21 protein-coding genes and 1 pseudogene are annotated in these 19,126 nt (G+C 42.2%); 18 read left to right on the top strand and 4 right to left on the bottom strand.

The window, feature by feature from the left end; genetic code table 11:
* Positions 1-12: 12 nt before the first annotated feature.
* Positions 13-1,560, top strand: coding sequence for an L-glutamate gamma-semialdehyde dehydrogenase (gene pruA / locus BANVL01_RS20900; RefSeq protein ID WP_066095534.1), 1,548 nt, complete (start codon positions 13-15; stop codon positions 1,558-1,560).
* 77 nt (positions 1,561-1,637) lie between these two features.
* Here pruA and BANVL01_RS20895 read toward each other — a convergent pair whose 3' ends face one another.
* On the bottom strand, positions 1,638-2,450 hold the full coding sequence (locus BANVL01_RS20895; protein WP_066095537.1) for a DUF8832 domain-containing protein: 813 nt from the start codon (positions 2,448-2,450) through the stop codon (positions 1,638-1,640).
* A 225-nt stretch (positions 2,451-2,675) separates the two neighbouring features.
* Between BANVL01_RS20895 and BANVL01_RS20890 the strand changes: the two genes are divergently transcribed.
* The 7 genes from BANVL01_RS20890 (at position 2,676) to BANVL01_RS20860 (ending at position 9,775) form a co-directional block, all read left to right on the top strand.
* Complete coding sequence (locus BANVL01_RS20890) at positions 2,676-2,903, top strand: hypothetical protein (RefSeq protein WP_066095539.1); 228 nt, start codon at positions 2,676-2,678, stop codon at positions 2,901-2,903.
* 22 nt (positions 2,904-2,925) lie between these two features.
* The gene (locus BANVL01_RS20885; RefSeq protein ID WP_066095542.1) at positions 2,926-3,912 is read left to right on the top strand and encodes a hypothetical protein; all 987 of its coding nucleotides are present in this window, start codon (positions 2,926-2,928) and stop codon (positions 3,910-3,912) included.
* Positions 3,913-4,114: 202 nt separating this feature from the next.
* Positions 4,115-6,529: a nitrite reductase large subunit NirB gene (gene nirB / locus BANVL01_RS20880; protein WP_066095545.1), complete on the top strand. Its 2,415-nt coding sequence runs from the start codon at positions 4,115-4,117 to the stop codon at positions 6,527-6,529.
* Positions 6,530-6,535: 6 nt separating this feature from the next.
* Positions 6,536-6,856, top strand: coding sequence for a nitrite reductase small subunit NirD (nirD, locus tag BANVL01_RS20875; RefSeq protein WP_066095548.1), 321 nt, complete (start codon positions 6,536-6,538; stop codon positions 6,854-6,856).
* 9 nt (positions 6,857-6,865) lie between these two features.
* Entirely contained in the window at positions 6,866-8,458 is a 1,593-nt protein-coding gene (gene cobA / locus BANVL01_RS20870; RefSeq protein ID WP_235845681.1) for a uroporphyrinogen-III C-methyltransferase, read from the top strand.
* 5 nt (positions 8,459-8,463) lie between these two features.
* Positions 8,464-9,189, top strand: coding sequence for a sirohydrochlorin chelatase (locus BANVL01_RS20865; protein WP_066095550.1), 726 nt, complete (start codon positions 8,464-8,466; stop codon positions 9,187-9,189).
* Positions 9,155-9,775, top strand: coding sequence for an NAD(P)-binding protein (locus tag BANVL01_RS20860; protein WP_066095553.1), 621 nt, complete (start codon positions 9,155-9,157; stop codon positions 9,773-9,775). The genes BANVL01_RS20865 and BANVL01_RS20860 overlap by 35 nt, the downstream gene beginning before the upstream one ends.
* A 52-nt stretch (positions 9,776-9,827) precedes the next feature.
* Here BANVL01_RS20860 and BANVL01_RS20855 read toward each other — a convergent pair whose 3' ends face one another.
* On the bottom strand, positions 9,828-10,301 hold the full coding sequence (locus BANVL01_RS20855; protein WP_066095556.1) for a GNAT family N-acetyltransferase: 474 nt from the start codon (positions 10,299-10,301) through the stop codon (positions 9,828-9,830).
* Between the two features lie 211 nt (positions 10,302-10,512).
* Between BANVL01_RS20855 and aceB the strand changes: the two genes are divergently transcribed.
* From aceB to fosM, 7 genes are all read left to right on the top strand, one after another.
* Positions 10,513-12,105 (top strand): malate synthase A, encoded by a 1,593-nt coding sequence (gene aceB / locus BANVL01_RS20850; RefSeq protein WP_066095561.1) that lies wholly within the window; start codon positions 10,513-10,515, stop codon positions 12,103-12,105.
* A gap of 56 nt (positions 12,106-12,161) precedes the next feature.
* A complete protein-coding gene (aceA, locus tag BANVL01_RS20845) occupies positions 12,162-13,451 on the top strand; it encodes an isocitrate lyase (RefSeq protein WP_066095564.1) in 1,290 nt (429 codons plus the stop codon).
* Between the two features lie 218 nt (positions 13,452-13,669).
* The gene (locus BANVL01_RS20840) at positions 13,670-14,101 is read left to right on the top strand and encodes a YueI family protein (protein WP_172800889.1); all 432 of its coding nucleotides are present in this window, start codon (positions 13,670-13,672) and stop codon (positions 14,099-14,101) included.
* 130 nt (positions 14,102-14,231) lie between these two features.
* The gene (locus BANVL01_RS20835; protein ID WP_176573611.1) at positions 14,232-14,711 is read left to right on the top strand and encodes a VanW family protein; all 480 of its coding nucleotides are present in this window, start codon (positions 14,232-14,234) and stop codon (positions 14,709-14,711) included.
* 21 nt (positions 14,712-14,732) lie between these two features.
* Positions 14,733-15,083, top strand: coding sequence for a hypothetical protein (locus BANVL01_RS20830; protein ID WP_066095570.1), 351 nt, complete (start codon positions 14,733-14,735; stop codon positions 15,081-15,083).
* A gap of 21 nt (positions 15,084-15,104) precedes the next feature.
* The gene (locus BANVL01_RS20825; RefSeq protein ID WP_483310423.1) at positions 15,105-15,947 is read left to right on the top strand and encodes a GNAT family N-acetyltransferase; all 843 of its coding nucleotides are present in this window, start codon (positions 15,105-15,107) and stop codon (positions 15,945-15,947) included.
* Between the two features lie 18 nt (positions 15,948-15,965).
* The gene (gene fosM, locus BANVL01_RS20820; RefSeq protein WP_066095573.1) at positions 15,966-16,385 is read left to right on the top strand and encodes a FosM family fosfomycin resistance protein; all 420 of its coding nucleotides are present in this window, start codon (positions 15,966-15,968) and stop codon (positions 16,383-16,385) included.
* 314 nt (positions 16,386-16,699) lie between these two features.
* Here fosM and BANVL01_RS20815 read toward each other — a convergent pair whose 3' ends face one another.
* A complete protein-coding gene (locus BANVL01_RS20815) occupies positions 16,700-17,152 on the bottom strand; it encodes an OsmC family protein (RefSeq protein WP_066095576.1) in 453 nt (150 codons plus the stop codon).
* Between the two features lie 147 nt (positions 17,153-17,299).
* On the opposite strand from BANVL01_RS20815, the pseudogene BANVL01_RS20810 reads away from it, so the two are divergent.
* Positions 17,300-17,630: pseudogene (locus tag BANVL01_RS20810) on the top strand (low molecular weight protein tyrosine phosphatase family protein).
* A 19-nt stretch (positions 17,631-17,649) separates the two neighbouring features.
* A complete protein-coding gene (locus BANVL01_RS20805) occupies positions 17,650-17,907 on the top strand; it encodes a zinc ribbon domain-containing protein (RefSeq protein WP_066095579.1) in 258 nt (85 codons plus the stop codon).
* A gap of 35 nt (positions 17,908-17,942) precedes the next feature.
* Here the strand turns inward: BANVL01_RS20805 and BANVL01_RS20800 are convergent, their stop codons facing one another.
* Positions 17,943-18,599: a lysozyme family protein gene (locus tag BANVL01_RS20800; RefSeq protein ID WP_066095582.1), complete on the bottom strand. Its 657-nt coding sequence runs from the start codon at positions 18,597-18,599 to the stop codon at positions 17,943-17,945.
* 226 nt (positions 18,600-18,825) lie between these two features.
* On the opposite strand from BANVL01_RS20800, the gene gatC reads away from it, so the two are divergent.
* Positions 18,826-19,125 carry an Asp-tRNA(Asn)/Glu-tRNA(Gln) amidotransferase subunit GatC gene (gene gatC, locus BANVL01_RS20795; RefSeq protein WP_066095584.1) on the top strand — a complete coding sequence of 100 codons (300 nt, stop codon included), beginning with the start codon at positions 18,826-18,828 and terminating at the stop codon, positions 19,123-19,125.
* Position 19,126 lies beyond the last annotated feature (1 nt).

The raw sequence follows: 19,126 nt of genomic DNA, 5'->3' as shown, positions 1-19,126 counted from the left end.
AGGTATTAAGCAATGGTACAACCTTACAAGCACGAACCATTTACAGATTTTTCAATTGAAGAAAACCGCCAAGCCTATCTCAAGGCGTTAGAAACCGTTGAAGGCTATCTAGGACAGGACTACGACCTTGTCATCGGCGGCGAAAAGATTACAACAGAAGATAAAATTGTTTCCTACAATCCAGCTAATACAGCACAGGTTATCGGCCGTGTTTCTAAAGCGAACAAAGACCTCGCTGAAAAAGCAATGCAGGCAGCCGTTGAAGCGTTTAAAACATGGAAAAAGACAAAGCCCGAAGTACGCGCGGATGTGCTGTTTAAAGCAGCAACGATGATTCGTCGCCGTAAAGATGAGTTCTCTGCCCTTTTAACAAAAGAAGCAGGTAAATCATGGAGAGAAGCAGATGTGGAAGTGGCAGAAGGAATCGACTTCCTTGAATATTATGGACGCCAAATGTTGAGTTTGAAAAATGGCGTACCCGTTAATAGCCGTCCAGATGAATATAACCGTTATGACTATATTCCACTTGGAGTGGGGATCATCATTTCACCATGGAACTTCCCGTTTGCTATCATGGCGGGTACAACGGTAGCTGCCATTGTTTCTGGTAATACGGTTTTACTTAAGCCAGCTTCAACTACACCGATTGTTGCGGCTAAATTTGTTGAAGTAATGGAAGTAGCGGGTCTTCCAAAAGGCGTATTAAACTTCGTTCCAGGAAACGGCTCCGAAGTGGGCGACTATTTAGTTGACCATAAAGATACCCGTTTCGTTAGCTTTACAGGTTCACGAGAAGTCGGACTTCGCATTTTCGAACGTTCTTCTAAATTGAACGAAGGTCAAATTTGGATGAAACGTTTAATTGCGGAAATGGGCGGTAAAGATACCATCGTTGTTGATAGTGAAGCAGACCTTGAGCTTGCTGCACAATCCATTATGGCCTCATCATTTGGATTCTCTGGACAAAAATGTTCAGCATGTTCCCGAGCGGTAATCGTTGAAGATGTTTACGACCAAGTATTGAACCGTGTTGTTGAATTAACGAACCAATTAACAATTGGGGATCCCGTAGACAATTCCAATTACACGGGTCCAGTTATTGATAACAACGCCTTCAATAAAATCATGGAATATATTGAAATTGGTAAGCAAGAAGGTAAACTAATGGCTGGCGGTGAAGGCGATAACTCGAAAGGTTATTTCATCAAACCAACAATCATTGCCGATCTTGATCCAAAAGCTCGTATTATGCAGGAAGAAATTTTTGGCCCAGTGGTTGGTTTTACAAAAGCGAAAGATTTTGATGAAGCCATCGAAATTGCTAACAATACCGAGTATGGTTTGACAGGTGCAGTTATCACAACAAATCGTGCCCACATGGAACAAGCTCGTGAAGACTTCCATGTTGGTAACCTTTACTTCAACCGTGGCTGTACTGGCGCAATTGTTGGTTATCAGCCATTTGGCGGCTTCAACATGTCCGGAACCGACTCCAAAGCGGGCGGACCAGACTACTTACTACTTCATATGCAAGCAAAAACAACTTCAGAAATGTACTAAAATAAAGAAACACCTCTTCTCAATCGTTACAGGGAAGAGGTGTTTTTTCGACAAAATTCGGGGCGCGACTGTGGCACCTATTTTGGTACATTTACAACAAACGGTACGGTCAATATTTTCCCTTCGTGTTTAAATTGTCCCCAGATTTTATAGACGCCTTTTTCAGGGAAAATCGTCATAAAGATTACACTCGGCCCATTTCCTGAAGTGGTCATTGGGTGAATGTGTAAGTATTTTTCAGCATCCGCACTGATGGCAACCGTATGACCCATCGCCCCTAAATAGGGCTGAAGATTTTTGATCGGTTTGTTGGTTTTTGCGTCAGTGATGGTAAACGTCATATGCAGCGTCTTTCCGGCAGCAAGTTGGCTAAATGTGAGCGTTACTTTTTTTCCATCAACCACTTTGGTAAACGCCTCATCTGGTATAAGTGGTTCTTCCTTCGCAGGCTCTCCTTCAACATGAACCCAGTGAGTTTCTACGCTGCTATCACCACCGCCTTTTGGTGTAGACTCAGCAATAATCTTGTAGTCTCCTCCGGCAGGGAAGGTTGTCGTAATATCAAATTTGCCATTGCCTTCATACTTTGGGTGGATGTGGGAAAAATAAGCTAAATCTTTACTAACGATAAATAAATGCATCTTTTTCTCGTGAACCGTTTCAAATGTTTTAACCGGTTTACCAGTCTTATCCATAATTAAAATGGAAATCGGAATTTTTACGTTAGCTTGCGGGTAGTCTGTTAATGTCCATTCGGATTTAGTTGGAACCACATTGGTAGGGGTGGCACTCATTTTATGATCCATTGTCGATTTAGGGACTTTTATTGAATTGCAGGCAGTTAGAAATACAACTGATAATAGTAAAATGCTGATAACAATTTGTTTCACGGGATATTCTCCTTTCAAAGCATAGTCCATTAATCTAATGTACATTACCTGATTCAGCCAGTGCAAGAATTTACTGTAAATAAATAGCCAATTGCGCTAAAATTAATGATAGAATAAAGAATAAAGTCAGAAATGAAACATTTTAGCTGGAAAATTCGTCTTCTAAAAAGAAGGTTGGCAGCATCGGATTTCTTAATATCATGCAGGTTTTGGAGGAAAGAGCAATTGATACTGTTATATTTATTGCATGTTACAACCGTCGCGCATAGTGAGAGTATGCTTTGGACATTTTTAACCTGTAACGTATTTGTCGTCACAGCAGGAATTGTATTTATGTATAAATTATTCACCCAAAAAAATGTACGAAATGCCGGAATCGTGTTCGGTGTCGCCATAGCTATTAATTATATCCTAATCGCCATTTTGGGAGATCCATTTGACTTATTAGGATAAGGTCAGGAGAGGGGATGAGAAATTGAAATATTATCGATTATGGGTAGTAGCCTTTTTATTAAAATTTATTGGTTCTGCCTGGGATGCATCGTATCACTTTAAGTATTTGTTTGAGGAATATTCTATTCCCCATATTGTCAATACACTTGGATTTGCCCTAGGAGCGTATTTGTTATTTCAAGAGTGGCGGCGCTCCCATTTTATGGACCGATTTTCACGAAATCTGATTACGATTGGCTATGTATTATTCCTAATCGGCATTCCTTTAGATTTTACCTATCATATTGCTTATGGAATTGATTTAACAACGTGGAGCCCGACCCACTTTATTTATTACATTGCCACTGATATTATGATTTTTGGGGTTTGGCGCGGCTACTACTTGTATACGAGGGATGTAAAGCCGACCTGGAAGTCGATGCATACTTGGTTCGCAATGTTTTTACTTGAATGTTTGATGTTCCCGAATATGCAGCAGGAAAATGGCGCGATTTCCTATGATCAATACATGCAGGGAAAATCGATTGCCTCACCAGAAATTCTCGAACTTATCTCTGACCCGGCGTCACAAATTTTTGGCGGTATTCCGGTGTGGGTCTACCCGATTTATTCTGTGCTAATGGTTGCACTGCTGACGGTCTTTATCATTCGAATTTTTCGAGATTTTACTATACCTGTCATGGCCGCAGCGCTCTATATTTTATTAAGATTTGTCGGCAAAGGAATTTTTGCAGCGGTTCATTACCCGACCTCTTATGTACCGATTACACTACTATTGATTCCGCTGTGCTATTTATTGTTTAGAAAAATGAACTGGCTGGCCGGGCTTATTGGCAGCATAGGCTATTTCCTTGTTCTGTATGGTATCCATCAATCAGGATGGCTGATTACACCGCCGCTGGTATTGTGGGAGCTTGTTCCGGTTGTGATAGTGGGTGTCCTAGTTCCGGTAATAACTACTCTTGTCAAACCAATTCCACTAGTGAAAAAGAATAGGCAGCCGGCCTAATAACAAGAAGGTGTCTCCAATGGAGGCACCTTCTTTTACTTTTGGTAAGGCCATTATGACAATATTGTGAAACCATTCACATATAAGGATTGAGTGTGACGTACCTCACAAATTTTTAAAGTCGTGGAGTTTACAATTTAACTATAAAGAAAACCTTACTTAACTTGAAATGTATGATTAAACATATAGGGAGCGATCGAAAATGAAAAAATTAGTGATGATTGGAAATGGAATGGCTGGTGTCAGAACGATTGAAGAAATCCTTAAACTGTCACCGGAACAATTTGAAATAACTATTTTTGGACAAGAGCCATATCCAAACTATAATCGAATTAAATTATCGAATATTCTTCAGGGTGATACTAATTTTGATGAGATCATTATTAATCCGCTAGATTGGTATAAGGAAAACAGGATTCAATTATTTACCGGTGAAACCGTTGTGAAAATTGATGTGGAGGCCAAGCAAGTCATCAGCAATCAAGGACGAGAAGTCGAGTATGATGATTTGATTATTGCGACTGGATCCAATTCCTTCATCCTGCCAATTCCAGGTGCAGATAAAATTGGCGTAACAGGGTTTCGTGATATCCAAGATTGTGAAATGATGATCAAGTCTGCTGAGCAGTATAAAAAGGCCGTGGTTATCGGCGGCGGTCTGCTCGGTCTTGAAGCTGCTAGAGGTTTACTAAATCTTGGAATGAAAGTCGACGTTGTCCATTTAATGCCGCACCTAATGGAACGCCAGCTCGATCCGATTGCCTCGTCGCTGCTAAGAGCAGAGCTTGAATCCCAAGGCATGAACTTCTTAATGGAAAAAGAAACCATCGAAATCCTTGGAGACGAACGCGTCACAGGTCTGCGCTTTAAAGACAGCTCGGAAGTCGAAGCTGATTTAGTGGTGATGGCGATTGGGATTAAATCCAATACTGAAGTCGCGAAAAACAGCGGCATCTACGTCAATCGCGGCATTGTCGTCAATGACTTCATGGAAACCAGCGTACCTAATGCTTATGCGGTAGGGGAATGTGCTGAGCACAGAGAAATTGTTTATGGCTTGGTTGCGCCATTATATGAACAAGGAAAAGTCCTTGCAGAACGGATTTGTGTGGGTGAAGCGAAACCATATGCAGGATCTGTTACTGGGACGCAATTAAAGGTGGCAGGTGTTGACCTTTTCTCTGCAGGAGAAATTTTTGAAGATGGTTCAACGAAATCAATCATGATTTACAACGAATATGACGGAATTTATAAACGGGTCTTAACGAGAAATAACTTGATTGTCGGGATCGTCCTTTACGGCGACACAAAGGACAGTACAAAGCTGTTCCGGATGCTGACGAAAAAAGAAGATATTAGCGGGGTTTCCATTTTTCAAAATGAATGTTCGGGAGCCGGAGCGAATGATGATATTGCCTCTATGCCAAATGATGAACTCGTTTGCGGCTGTAATGGGGTGACAAAAGGGGCAATTGTTGAAGCGATTCAAACACAAGGCCTCACGACACTTGATCAAGTCAGCCATTGCACAAATGCCGGACGATCTTGCGGACGCTGTAAGCCAATGGTCAGCAGCATTCTTGCCTATACACTGGGTGACCAATTCGATGCCGCTGCGGCGCAAAAAACAAGCATTTGCGGCTGTACGACTTTGAGTCGTGAGGAATTGATGGCAGAAATCAAGACGAAGGGCTTAACGAGTGTGAAGGAAGTCATGATCGTCCTGGAGTGGAATAATGAGGAAGGCTGTACGAAATGCCGTCCGGCCATCAACTATTACCTTGGCATGATTCACCTGGATGAATACAAGGATGACCGTGATTCCCGCCTCGTCAATGAAAAAATGCACGCCAACATTCAGAAGGACGGAACTTACTCCGTTGTCCCACGAATGTACGGCGGGGTTACAACAGCAGCTGATTTGAAAAAAATCGCAGAGGTCGCAGAAAAGTACAACGTACCACTAGTAAAATTAACCGGCGGACAGCGGATTGGCTTGTTCGGTGTGAAAAAAGAAGACCTGCCAGCGATGTGGGAAGAGCTTGATATGCCATCCGGCTATGCTTACGGAAAAACACTTCGCACCGTAAAAACCTGTGTCGGCGCACAATTCTGCCGCTACGGTACGCAGGATTCAATGGCACTTGGCATTGAGCTTGAGAAAAAGTTTGAACGTCTAGATACCCCGCACAAGGTGAAAATGGGAGTATCTGCCTGCCCAAGGAACTGTTCTGAAGCAGGAATTAAAGACATCGGCTTCGTCGGTATCGATGGCGGCTGGGAGATTTATGTTGCTGGTAACGGCGGTGTTGACCTTCGTCCTGGCGACTTGCTATGCACCGTGAAAACGCAAAAAGACGTTATGGAAATGACGGGCGCCTACCTCCAATACTACCGGGAAACAGCGAATTATTTAGAGCGTACTTCAAAGTGGGTGGAACGCGTAGGTTTGGATCATGTGAAGGAAGTCTTGGAAGATGAGGAAACTCGTAGAGCTTTAAACGAGCGGATGGATCAAACATTGAAAAAGTATATCGAGCCTTGGAACGAAGCCATTCAAAATGAAGAAATACAAGATAAATATTACACACAGCATACTATCAAGGTTGGGGAGTGATGCCAAATGATTACAACATTAACACGAATTCCAGTGGTAAACTATTCAAATCTAAAGGCTAGAGCAGGTTATTCTATTAAAATTGATAACACTGAAATTGCACTATTTAAGGTCACAAACGGCAAGGTTTACGCGCTAGAAAATCGCAGTCCCCATCCAAAGGGCGGTGTCCTTTCGGAAGGGCTTGTCAGCGGTGAATATGTTTACTGTCCCTTCTATGATTGGAAGATTTCATTATTAGATGGCAAGGTTCAAGCACCGGATGAGGGGCAAGTAAGGACATTTAAGGTAGAAAGAGAAGAAGATATCGTTTTTATCGTATTATAGGTGTAGTTTTTGCCTAAAACGGGTCTGGAAAAAAATTTTATCGGCGAATTTGGATGTTCTATCGGCGAATCGTTGAAATCTATCGGCGAATCGGAAAAAAGCAACGATCTTACTAGCACGGCAACAGGGAAGGAAGGCTGCAGAATGAAAACAGGAAAAGTATTTTTAGTAGGCGCAGGACCAGGGGACGTTGGATTAATTACCGTCAAAGGAATGGAAGCCATTAAGCAGGCCGAAGTCATTTTATATGACCGGCTTGCTAATCCAAAACTATTAGAATTTGCCACAAGCGATTGTGAGTTAATTTACTGCGGCAAATTGCCTGACCGCCATATTTTGCGCCAGGAAAACATTAACGATCTTTTGGTTGAGAAGGCATTAGCAGGAAAATTGGTCGTCCGTTTAAAAGGCGGCGACCCCGGCGTTTTTGGCCGAGTTGGCGAAGAAGCGGCGGCCCTCGCCCAATACGAAATTCCTTTTGAAATCGTGCCTGGCATTTCATCGGGGATTGCAGCCCCCCTTTATGCCGGAATTCCTGTCACCCACCGTGAGCATGCCGAATCCTTTGCCGTCGTTACCGCCCATGACAAATCGAAGGACGGCAAACCACTGTTAGATTGGGAAGGCCTTGCCCGTGGTGTCGATACGATTGCTTTTTATATGGGAGTGGGGAATTTACCGTTTATCTGTGAGAATCTTGTAACACACGGCAAGCCAGCATCTACACCGGTCATTTTGATTCAGTGGGGTACATTTGGCCGCCAGAAAACCTTGCAAGGGACACTCGCTGATATTTCCGAGAAGGTGTTAGTGGCTAAGTTCACCAATCCCGCAATCATTCTAGTCGGTGAAGTTATTTCACTTCGGGAAAAAATCAGCTGGTTTGAGCGTAAGCCGTTGTATGGCCGGCAAATCCTGCTTGCACGTACAGGTGAGGGTGAAAGTGGATTAGCGAAGGAATTGATGGAGCACGGTGCGGATGTGATTGAATTCCCAAAATGGAAAAGGATATCCTTACCGATTCATTCAGATCTACTAGCAAACATTTCGAGCTATAAAGGAATCCTGTTCACATCACCTGAAAGTGTCGGCGAATTTTTCAAAACAATGATCGAAAATCGAGTGGATATCAGAAGAGTGACAGCAGATGTTTTTGGTGTTTCCATCAAAACAATTAATGCCTTACAGGAACGCGGCTTGACTCCCCATTTAATCGACGAGATGTCTGAGACAGGCAAATTGTTGATTGTCGGTGATAGTAGCATGTTAAAAAATAATCACCCTAAAGCCGACTGTTGGATAACCAGTAGAAAAGAGCTCGACCTCCAATTCCTGCCTATTTTTAAAAGAATGCTAGAGGAAGCAGATGTGAACACCATGGTTTTCCCTTGCCGGGCATCAGTGGAGCCTTTTATTGAAGGGTTAAAGGGATGTGGAATAGATGTACAGGAGTTAATGAAAGATTTGCAGGTTGTTAGTATGGGAAAACAAACGTTGGCCGTTGTGGAGATGGCTGGACTTTCATCAAATGGAATGCCAAGGAGAGCAACAAAAGAAGCATTGGTTGAATACTTTGCAGGACAACCGCTAAAGGAGGAATAGGAGTCATGGAGGCTGTCATTTACATTGCCCATGGAAGCCGACGGGCAACGGCAAACGAGAAGTTTGTTTCTTTTATTAAAAAAGTAATGCGCCAATCTGCGGCAGCCATCCAAGCCTATGGATTTCTTGAACATGCTGAACCATCCATCTCGCAGACGATTGAAACGTGTATCAAACAAGGGGCAAGCGAAATCACGGTTGTCCCTGTTTTCTTATTGCCTGGGGTTCATGCAAATATTGATATTCCTGCTGTATTGAGAAAATACACAGATATTGAATTTCACTACAGTAAGCCGCTCGGTGTTGATGAAATTATCGTTGAAATTCTAGTAGATAGGCTGGTTGAGGCTGGTTTTGAAGGCAAGATGGATGACGCAGTGCTGATGGTGGGGCATGGGAGCCGAGTCCCTGAAGCAGCAGTTGAATTTGAAAAACTAGCAATCGGTTTGGCTGAGAAAATGGGTAGTAAGGTTGACACGGCCTTTGTCACAACGCCAGTTTTCTATCATGATGTGGCGGCAAAACTAGCAGGTAAGAAGATTTATATACTTCCTCACTTCTTGTTTTCTGGAGGCTATACCGTCAAAATGAAGAGAGAACTAGATAAGTCAGACGGAGATATTATTTTTTGTGAACCGATTGGTTTTGCTGAAAAATTAATTCCGCTGATTGAAAAACGGGCAACGGAGGTTACGCATGAGTTCAAATTATCCGATTATGTTACGGCTTGAAGGCAAACGAGTAGTAGTTGTTGGCGGCGGCAAGGTGGCCGACCGAAAGATAAGTGGTTTACTTGGCACGGGAGCTCGTTTAGTAGTGATCAGCCCGGAGGCAACGGAAGAATTACGAGGGCTCTTTCATGCTGGGAAAATTGAATGGGTGCAGCGGCAGTTTTCTAATAGGGATCTGCAGGGTGCGTTTATGGTCTTTGCAGCAACAAACGATAAGGTTCTTAACTTGTCGATAAAAGATTCAGCAGAACCTCACCAGCTCGTTATGGTAGTCGATGACCCAGAGGAATCTGATTTTCATCTTCCATCGGTATTTCATCGCGGTCGTTTGTCAATCGCCGTTTCAACCGGCGGTGCGAGTCCAACCCTTGCCAAGAAAATCCGAGGGCAGTTGGTGCGGCAGTTTGATGTGACGTACGAAGACTACCTCGATTTTCTTTTTGAGAAGCGAAAGTGGATTATTAAGGAAGTGGCAGATACCGCTTTAAAAAGCAGACTGTTAACAGCAATTGCTAGTGATGAATTTTTAAACAGCAACGACCGAGAGGGAGATTTTCGGCGGTTATATCAAGAATTGACTTTTTGAATTAGTAATAGGACATAATGACATTTTGGGTGCAGTCAAATGGTTATAGGAACTAAGCTCCTTTAACCATCGTCATAAATTTAATATCCCCGCGACAGAACTCCTTTTCCTTCACAAACCCAAGTTTTTCATAAAGATGGATAGCCCGGGTATTAAATGTTGCCACGGTAAGTCGGACCGGCACAACACCGTGCACCTCGTAAATTTGCCGAAGAATAAATTTAAAAAATGAAAGCCCCTTTCCCTGACCGGTAAACTTTGGGTTCATTCCAATCCCAATATCAATGTAACCTTGAGGATAGGCTCCAAAATCAGCCCCAATCGGTACCTGTGCCGAGTCTCCGATGCAGAAAAATCCAAATACCTCATCTTGATTATCCAAGATTGCTGTGTAGGAGTGATTCAGCATTTCCCATACGGCTTCAATACTACACTCATTATTATAAAAATCATAAGGTGCCTCGTACTTCCAACTTAATATCTTCTCTGCATTAATTTCATCCATTTCCTTAAGATAAAGCAACACTCAAGTCCCTCCCAACAGCAGATAGGTAATAATACCTAACTTATACAAAATCAGATATATCAACTATTTTATTAGTTTCATAAAATCACAACAGGGTAATTTTACCTATTTCTTTAAAATTTTCAGAAAAGTAGTTCCGTTTTTAAAAATTGTGTTATATAATACAAAACGTAGATAGTTACTGTATTATAACAAAGAGGTGATCAAGTTCATGTCGACGCGAACGACTGGTATTGAAGTGGTTGGGGCAATGAAAGCCCAGTATGATGAAATCTTAACTCCGGAGGCTTTGAATTTTATTGAGGAGTTAGAGCAAAGGTTCGGTGCAAGAAGAGTGGAACTGTTACAGTCCAGACAAAAACGCCAACAAGAAATTGATAACGGCAAACTGCCAGATTTCCTTTCTGAAACAAAGCATATTCGCACTGGGGAATGGACAATTGCACCGCTGCCAAAAGACCTCCAAGATCGCCGCGTAGAAATTACCGGCCCGACTGACCGTAAAATGGTCATTAATGCCTTGAATTCCGGGGCGAAATTGTTTATGGCTGATTTTGAAGATGCCACTTCACCAACATGGGAAAATGCTATCGAAGGACAAATCAACTTACGAGATGCAGTGAAACGGACGATTAGTTTTGAAAACCAAAATGGAAAGAAATACGTGTTAAAGGAAGAAACAGCGGTGCTGATTCCAAGACCACGTGGATTGCATCTGGAAGAAAAACATGTGCTTTTAGATGGCAAGCCTATCTCAGGAAGCTTTTTCGACTTCGGCATGTACTTTTTTCACAATGTAAAGGCGCTGCTTGCTAAAGGTTCAGGTCCTTATTTTTACCTGCCAAAGCTTGAGAGCCATTTAGAAGCACGGCTTTGGAATGATGTATTTGTTTTTGCACAGGAAAAGCTCGGGGTTGCTCAAGGGTCCATCAAAGCAACGGTATTAATCGAAACCATCATGGCTGCATTTGAAATGGATGAAATCCTTTATGAATTAAAGGAGCATTCCGCCGGCTTAAACTGTGGCAGATGGGATTATATTTTCAGCTTCATTAAAAAACTGCGTAGTCAAGGCGATGTCTTTTTGCCGGATCGCGCTCAAGTCACGATGACTTCGCCGTTTATGCGCTCCTATTCGCTGCTGACGATTCAAACCTGCCATCGCCGTAAAGCACCGGCAATGGGTGGAATGGCTGCACAAATTCCGGTGAAAAATAACCCGGAGGCAAATGAAGAGGCTTTCGCAAAAGTCCGTGCTGATAAAGAGCGGGAAGCACGCGACGGTCATGACGGTACATGGGTAGCGCACCCAGGACTTGTCCCAGTAGCAATGGAAGCATTCAATTGCGAAATGCCAACGCCAAACCAAATCCACACGGCAAAACAGCAGAAAATAACGATTACAGCGCAAGACTTACTTGAGGTACCTAGCGGAACAATTACAGAAGTAGGTGTCCGCACGAATATCAATGTCGGCATTCAATATGTCGCTTCCTGGCTTTGTGGAAGAGGGGCAGCGCCTATCTATAACTTAATGGAGGACGCGGCAACGGCTGAAATTTCACGGGCACAGCTCTGGCAGTGGATTCGCCATCCAAAAGGGGTTCTAGATGACGGCAGGAAAGTAACAATCGAAATGTATGAGCAATTTAAAGGCGAGGAATTGGAAAGAATCAAGCAGGAAATCGGCTTCCAAAACTTTGAGAATGGCCGGTTTGATGAAGCGATTCGCCTATTTGACCGCTTAATTTTAAATGATGAGTTTGTTGATTTCTTAACATTGCCTGGATATGAGCAGTTATAAAGAGCGTTAATTTTTTGAAAAAATATTCTAATAGATTGATAGGAGGAGTTTTTAAAATGACTGATTCAAGAGTAGCTGGGTTGCAGGAGAGCTGGGAATTAGATAAGCGTTGGCAGGGGATTACAAGACCGTACACGGCCGAGGATGTTATAAAGCTGCGCGGTTCGATTGATATCGAACATACTTTGGCTCTTAAAGGCGCTGAAAAGCTATGGAAACTGTTAAATGAAGAAGACTATATTAATGCCCTTGGTGCCTTAACAGGAAATCAAGCAGTGCAGCAGGTAAAAGCTGGGCTAAAAGCCATATACTTAAGCGGCTGGCAGGTAGCTGCCGATGCCAACCTTTCCGGACATATGTATCCAGACCAAAGCTTGTACCCGGCAAACAGCGTGCCAAGCGTGGTCAAACGAATTAACCAGGCACTTCAGCGCGCAGACCAAATCACCCATTCCGAAGGTGACGATTCGATTGATTGGTTCGCTCCGATTGTTGCCGATGCCGAGGCAGGCTTTGGCGGACAGTTAAACTGTTTCGAATTGATGAAGGGCATGATTGAAGCAGGTGCCTCAGGCGTCCACTTTGAAGACCAGCTTTCTTCAGAGAAAAAGTGCGGTCACTTAGGCGGTAAAGTATTGCTGCCGACACAAACAGCGGTTCGTAACTTGATTGCGGCACGGTTAGCTGCTGATGTAATGGGCGTTCCAACCGTATTAGTTGCCCGTACTGACGCCAACGCTGCTGATTTAATTACAAGTGATATCGATATGAATGATGCTCCGTTCATTACCGGCGAGCGGACTGGCGAAGGATTCTTCCGGGTTAAGGCAGGGATTGAACAAGCAATTGCGCGTGGTTTGGCCTATGCCCCGTATGCCGATCTCATTTGGTGTGAAACTTCCGAGCCGAATATTGACGAAGCAAGACAATTTGCTGAAGCCATCCATGAGCAGTTCCCTGGCAAATTGTTAGCTTACAACTGTTCCCCTTCCTTCAATTGGAAGAAGAAGCTTGACGAAGAAACGATTGCGAAATTCCAAGAGGAGCTTGGAAAAATGGGCTACAAGTTCCAATTCGTGACCCTTGCCGGCTTCCATGCACTAAACCACGGCATGTTCGAGCTTGCCCGCGGCTACAAAGAACGCGGCATGGCAGCCTATTCCGAATTGCAGCAAGCCGAATTCGACAGCGAGCAATACGGCTACACCGCCACACGCCACCAACGTGAGGTAGGAACAGGCTACTTTGACCAAGTATCAATGGTGATTACCGGCGGAACCTCATCAACAACGGCTTTGAAGGGGTCTACTGAAGAGGCGCAATTCACGGGTTCCACTCAAAAATAATGTTGTGTGGTCCTTCTCTCCAATTGGAGGGGAGGATTTTTTAGTTTAGGTGATGTAGCTAGTGGGGCATGATGATTTTACTCTCGGATAGGCGGAGTTTACTCTCGATTAAGCATTTCCCCGAGCCAAAATGCTGCATTTATAGCTTAATTTTGGAAAGGAACATATTTTGAGGTATCATCATACATAATAATAGTCTTTATATGGAGTTGATTTGTTTGAAAAAGCCAACCGTTGACGAGGTCTTACAGCAAGGCATTTATGGCCCCTTGCAAACAAAACCGGATGAGCGGCGAAAATACTTAGGAACGATAAGAGAACGGATCATTGTTGCCCTCTACAAAAGACAGGTGGCAGAGACCGAAGTTTATCCGCAAATTAAGCAGTCAATGAAGAAATACCCTGGGGCACAGCTTCTACTCAATGGAAACATGAACTATGCCGATTTATCGAAATATGTTAAATTGGCTACTAAAAATAAGGTTGAGCATACGATTGTCACCAACAAGGAGCACGACACGGAAATTGGGTTAGTTTTAGCAATGAGTCATGCGATTGATAAAGAAGAAATCTTTATCTCAAAAAACGATCCTATCCCAGAAAAATCTAAAGTTAAAAAAGGTTTGTTTTCGAAAATCTTCAAACGGTAAAACTCAGAAAAAATGGCGTGATTCATTTAGAATTGCGCCATTTTTTTCTTTTTCAAGAAAAATTAAATACAAAATTTGTTATATTTATCATAAAATTAAGATAGTTATAGAAAAGAGAGCGGGGATTGACATGATGCCAATCAAGCAGCCAATCAAACGTAGTCAGCTGAGGATTTATTTGGGAACAAAATATTATCGCCTGAAACGATATTGGGAGTGGTACACGGACGGAAAAAGCTATGCAAAACAAAAAGAAACTGCAAAATTAAAACACATCATTTTTACCCACAAAACCGTGTTACTGCGACAATTGAAGGATGTCGTTATGTGGCTGCAGCATAATAAAGTCAAGAACTTAACAATTGCTGTTAAGTCGTTAAATGGGATCATCCTCAAACCGGGGGAGACTTTTTCCTATTGGACAAGAACCTACGAGGTTTATGAAAAAGAACACTTGATGACTCAGGAATATTGGGGAGGTTATGCAAGACATAACAAGAGTCATCGCAAGGTATATAACTTAAATCAGGAATTGTTCGCTGATGAATATATTACTGAAAACAATGCGATTATGATGTACGAGCCGTTTTTGCCTGACGGAAATTCTTGAAAATATTGGAGGATGAAATTTTTGAATAAACTTTGGGTCCCATCCTTAATTATCTCTTTAGGAATCATTATTGGCTGTTATCTTATCGCTTCTAAGCCTCTATCCGCTTCCTCAGCCGAGCCAAAAAGTAAAAACACAGCGGAAAGCGGTGTCTTGATTGATTTAGACGGTGCATCAAAATTCCTCGGGTTACCAGCAGAAGAAATCCAAATGATTATTTCTAATGAAAAAAAAGCTTTAGAAACTTCCGGTGTTTACGAGGGTATGATGCTGCCATATATAACAGTGGATAGAACGGTATATTTTGAAAAAACAAAGCTGTTGCTTTGGGCTCAACAGAATGCCGAGCAGCATACTGAATACAGTAAGTGATGAAGGGCTGAGTAAAAGAATATGAAACTTACTGACCGTATGATAAGAATAATGAAAACAGCAGAAAAAGAATTAGAAAAGACGAACAGTAGTGTATTGACTCCCGTTCATTTGCTGCTGGGCTGTTTGCAGGAAAAAACCGGTGCATTTGGCGAAATCGTATTAAGATGTAACGTAGATTTGAATCGTCTAAGAGCTGCTGTTAATACAAGCTCAAGCTGCCAACAGGTAGAGAACCCTATTTTCACGGTTCCAATAAGTATGGAGCTGCAAAGGGTAATGGAAACGGCATTCGATTATATGCATCGTTACAAACAAGTTTTTTTAAACGAAGGGCATTTGCTCAAAGCTTTACTTGTTAATGAAGAGATTGATAGATTACTAACATCTGATGATAAAAAAATGCTGTTAACCCTTGGGACAACAGCACGTTATATGGTTACTCATCTAAGAGATTATACATTTCCAAATATTAGTTCTCCGCACGTTCGGAAAGTGGAAAAAAGGGAATATCAGCAATTAGTCCATTTTGTAGCACAAAATTTTTCTAGTGATTGGGCAGATACGATTAAAGGCGGCCTTCAATTAGACGAGCCAACCATCTACATAGCCCTCGGAACGGAGGGAGACATCCTTGGCTTTGCAACGTTTGATGTGTACCAGCGGAAAAAAGGCTATTTTGGTCCAATGGGGGTTACGATGTCCAATAGAACAAAGGGTGTCGGCTTTGCACTGCTGCATTATTGTTTACAGGAAATGAAGGAAATAGGCTACGAATATGCCATTATCGGCGGAGCGGGACCAATTGAGTTCTATGAAAAGGCGTGCAATGCAGTGGTCATTCCTTTGAGAAATTCTATTTAGAAAAAAGGTGAGGATAAGTTGATAAAAGGAATAAATCATTTGCTATTTTCCGTTTCCGATTTGGATAAATCGATAGAATTTTATCAAGAAGTTTTTGAGGCGAAACTGTTGGTGAAGGGCAAGAGTACGGCCTATTTTGATTTAAATGGACTGTGGCTTGCACTTAATTTGGAAAAGGACATCCCCCGTAATGAAATAAACCAGTCCTATACCCATATCGCTTTTACTATCGAAGAAGCAGATTTTTTTAAAATGTATGAGAAACTTAAGCAGTTGAACGTCACTATTTTGCCTGGGCGGTTCAGGGACGAACGGGATAAAAGATCAATTTATTTCACAGATCCTGATGGTCATAAATTTGAGTTTCATACAGGTACATTAAAGGATAGATTGGATTATTATAAGCAGGAAAAGTGCCATATGGATTTTTATATATAAAAGAGAGCTAGAGTGGGGTATATCAATCAAAGCGTGCTTTCATGAGGACGGAACTCATCGAGCAAGAGCTAAAGTTGTCCTCAGGGGGCGTTCATGAGGACAAGATCCGCCGAACATGGGCTGGAATTGTCCGCATGGGCCGTTCATGAGGACAAAACTCAATGAGAAAAATCTGAAAATGTCCTCAGGAGGCGTTCATGAGGACAAAACTATCGAGAAAGAGCCAAAACTGTCCTCATGGGGTGTTCATGAGGACAAAATTCGCCGAACTTGAGTCGAATTGTCCTCATGAATCTCCTAAAGTCCCCATGATTTCATCCAGTTGCCACTTCTACCTTCGCCTGCAGTTCAATCTCCACATTTCCTTGAACAGCGCGGCTAATCATGCAGGATGTCTCCGCTTTTTTGGCAAGCCGCCGAGCCAATTCAACTTCTTTTTCAGAAGATCTAGGTTTCAAGACTATACGAGGACGGTGGATAATCTTTTTATAGGTAATTACTCCCTTGGTAACATCAACAATGCCTTCCGATTCCATTGTTAAGTCCACTTTCTCCAGACCGCTGCGTTCCATCATCGCTGCAAGGGTAATGATATAGCAGGTTGCCGCCGCCCCTAGCAGCATTTCATCGGGATTGGTACCAACACCCGGACCATCCATTTCCGGCGGGATGGAGACCTTTGTTTTTAAATTCCCAGCCTCAATCTCTCCGACGTCATTCCGTAATCCCGGCCAGTTAGCCTTTAAGTGAAAAACATGTTCAGCCATGTTAAATTTCCTCCCGTATAAATTAAAAAATATGGTATCGTTATTTTAATAGGTTAAATATGGAGCAGTAAAAAAATTACCCTGATATTCATTCTTTGTTTATCCAATCAGAAAGTCAAGAAAACGTATTTCTAGGGGGGAAATCCCATTAAAATCTTGTTTATTTGTAGTAAAAATAAATGGCGAAGCCCGACTGCAGAAAAGATTTTTCACCATTTTAATGGCTATGATGTCAGGTCTGCGGGAACGGAGGATGGGGCGCGGGTTAAGGTTACGAATGGTCATATTGGCTGGGCTGACCTTATTTTTGTCATAGAAAAAAAGCATGCCAGGCGCTTACAAGTTAAATTTGGATCCATGTTAAATGGTAAAAGAATCTGGAACCTTGATATCCCTGATGATTATGGCTACATGGACGAGGATTTAATCGAAATATTGAAAAGCTAGAGTTGCCGAGTATATTGAGGTTTCAAAATAATAATGTAGGGAGAAGTCGTATGGCAAAGGGATTCGTTAAACTGTTTGCAAAAAACATAAAGAAGTCATTCGGGCCAGGTCAGTATCAGGCAAATGGAATCGAAGTAACTTGTGTTCACTGTCAGCATAATCAATTTGAGCACGGTTATGCTCAATTAAATACAGCATTGGCCACTTTGTTCAATCTAGATTTCGCCAATCGCTCTGCAACGATTTTGACCTGTCATCGCTGCGGGTATGTTCATTGGTTTAATAAGAAGGTTAGCAGTATAGATTAGCAAAAACGCCTTAAATGAAAACACCCGCTGAATCTTTAATAGGCTTCACCGGGTGTTTTTTCACTGCTATTCACTGGAATACTATCCACTAACAATTGCATATTTTTCGCTACTTTTGTGCTGTAGGTAAAATCACCATAGCAATAGGGATAACGGAAATTAGTTTTATCGCCGCCGCATGTGTAAATGTTTGGCTTTTCTTTTACGCGGAGAAGCGAAAATTCCTTCGCTAACGCCTCACTATGTTTGCCGCCGTGCTGCGCGACATAGTCAACATAGCCCCTGCCCATGTTATATGCCTGAATAATCGTGGGAAAATCAACCTTTTTTTGATTTCCATAAGTAAGTACGCTCTGAAAATGTTTGACTCCAGCTTGAATACTTTGTTTCGGATCGTTAATGGTGTTTGGTGCTAAACCAGCCGACTCAGAAGCCTGCATCGGATCTCCGCCCTTACCGCGGCTTTCTTGCTGCATGAGGGCAATAAGGGTATCTGTATGACTTTCAAGCTGATATTTCGCTAATTCATCGTGTATTATAGGTGTATATTTTTTTACGTCAGTAAATGGATCGTTTTCTACTATATGAGGGGAACTTTGTTTTTGGAAATGATTTTGAAACATCGCTAACGCGCAAAAAATGATAAACAGCACGAAAAAGGTTTTGAATTTACTCCGTCTTCGTTTTTTCATTCAGTAACTCTCCTAAACTCAATTATCACTGACTATTATAAGGGAATGTTTCAGTAAAGTCAGTGATAAACCTTTATTGAAATTCATGGAAAAAGGTATTGTATGGGATTCGTCATAATCTAAAAAGACTAACTATTGTCCATACTGAAGAAGGAATCATTGCGGTAACGCGGAAAAGTTTGGTATCATCAATATTAAAATAGCGTTGGGATTGGGGGTCAAAATTATGTCACGAATTTCAAATGACCAGGTGAAACATGTTGCCAACTTAGCACGCTTGGCGATTACAGAAGAAGAAGCGGAAAAGTTCACAAAGCAGCTCGATGCGATTATTACCTTTGCAGAACAGTTAAATGAATTGGATACAGAAAATGTGGAACCTACATACCATGTGCTTGATATGAAAAATGTCTTGCGGGAGGATATTCCGCAAAAAGGATTGCCGAGGGAAGAGGTACTGAAAAATGCACCGGAGCATCAAGACGGACAGATTAAAGTACCGAATATAATGGGAAAGGAGGATTAAA

The organism is Neobacillus novalis NBRC 102450 (assembly GCF_001591805.1).
GTDB lineage: Bacteria > Bacillota > Bacilli > Bacillales > Cytobacillaceae > Neobacillus > Neobacillus novalis.
This window is presented reverse-complemented; position numbering and strand designations above follow the sequence as displayed.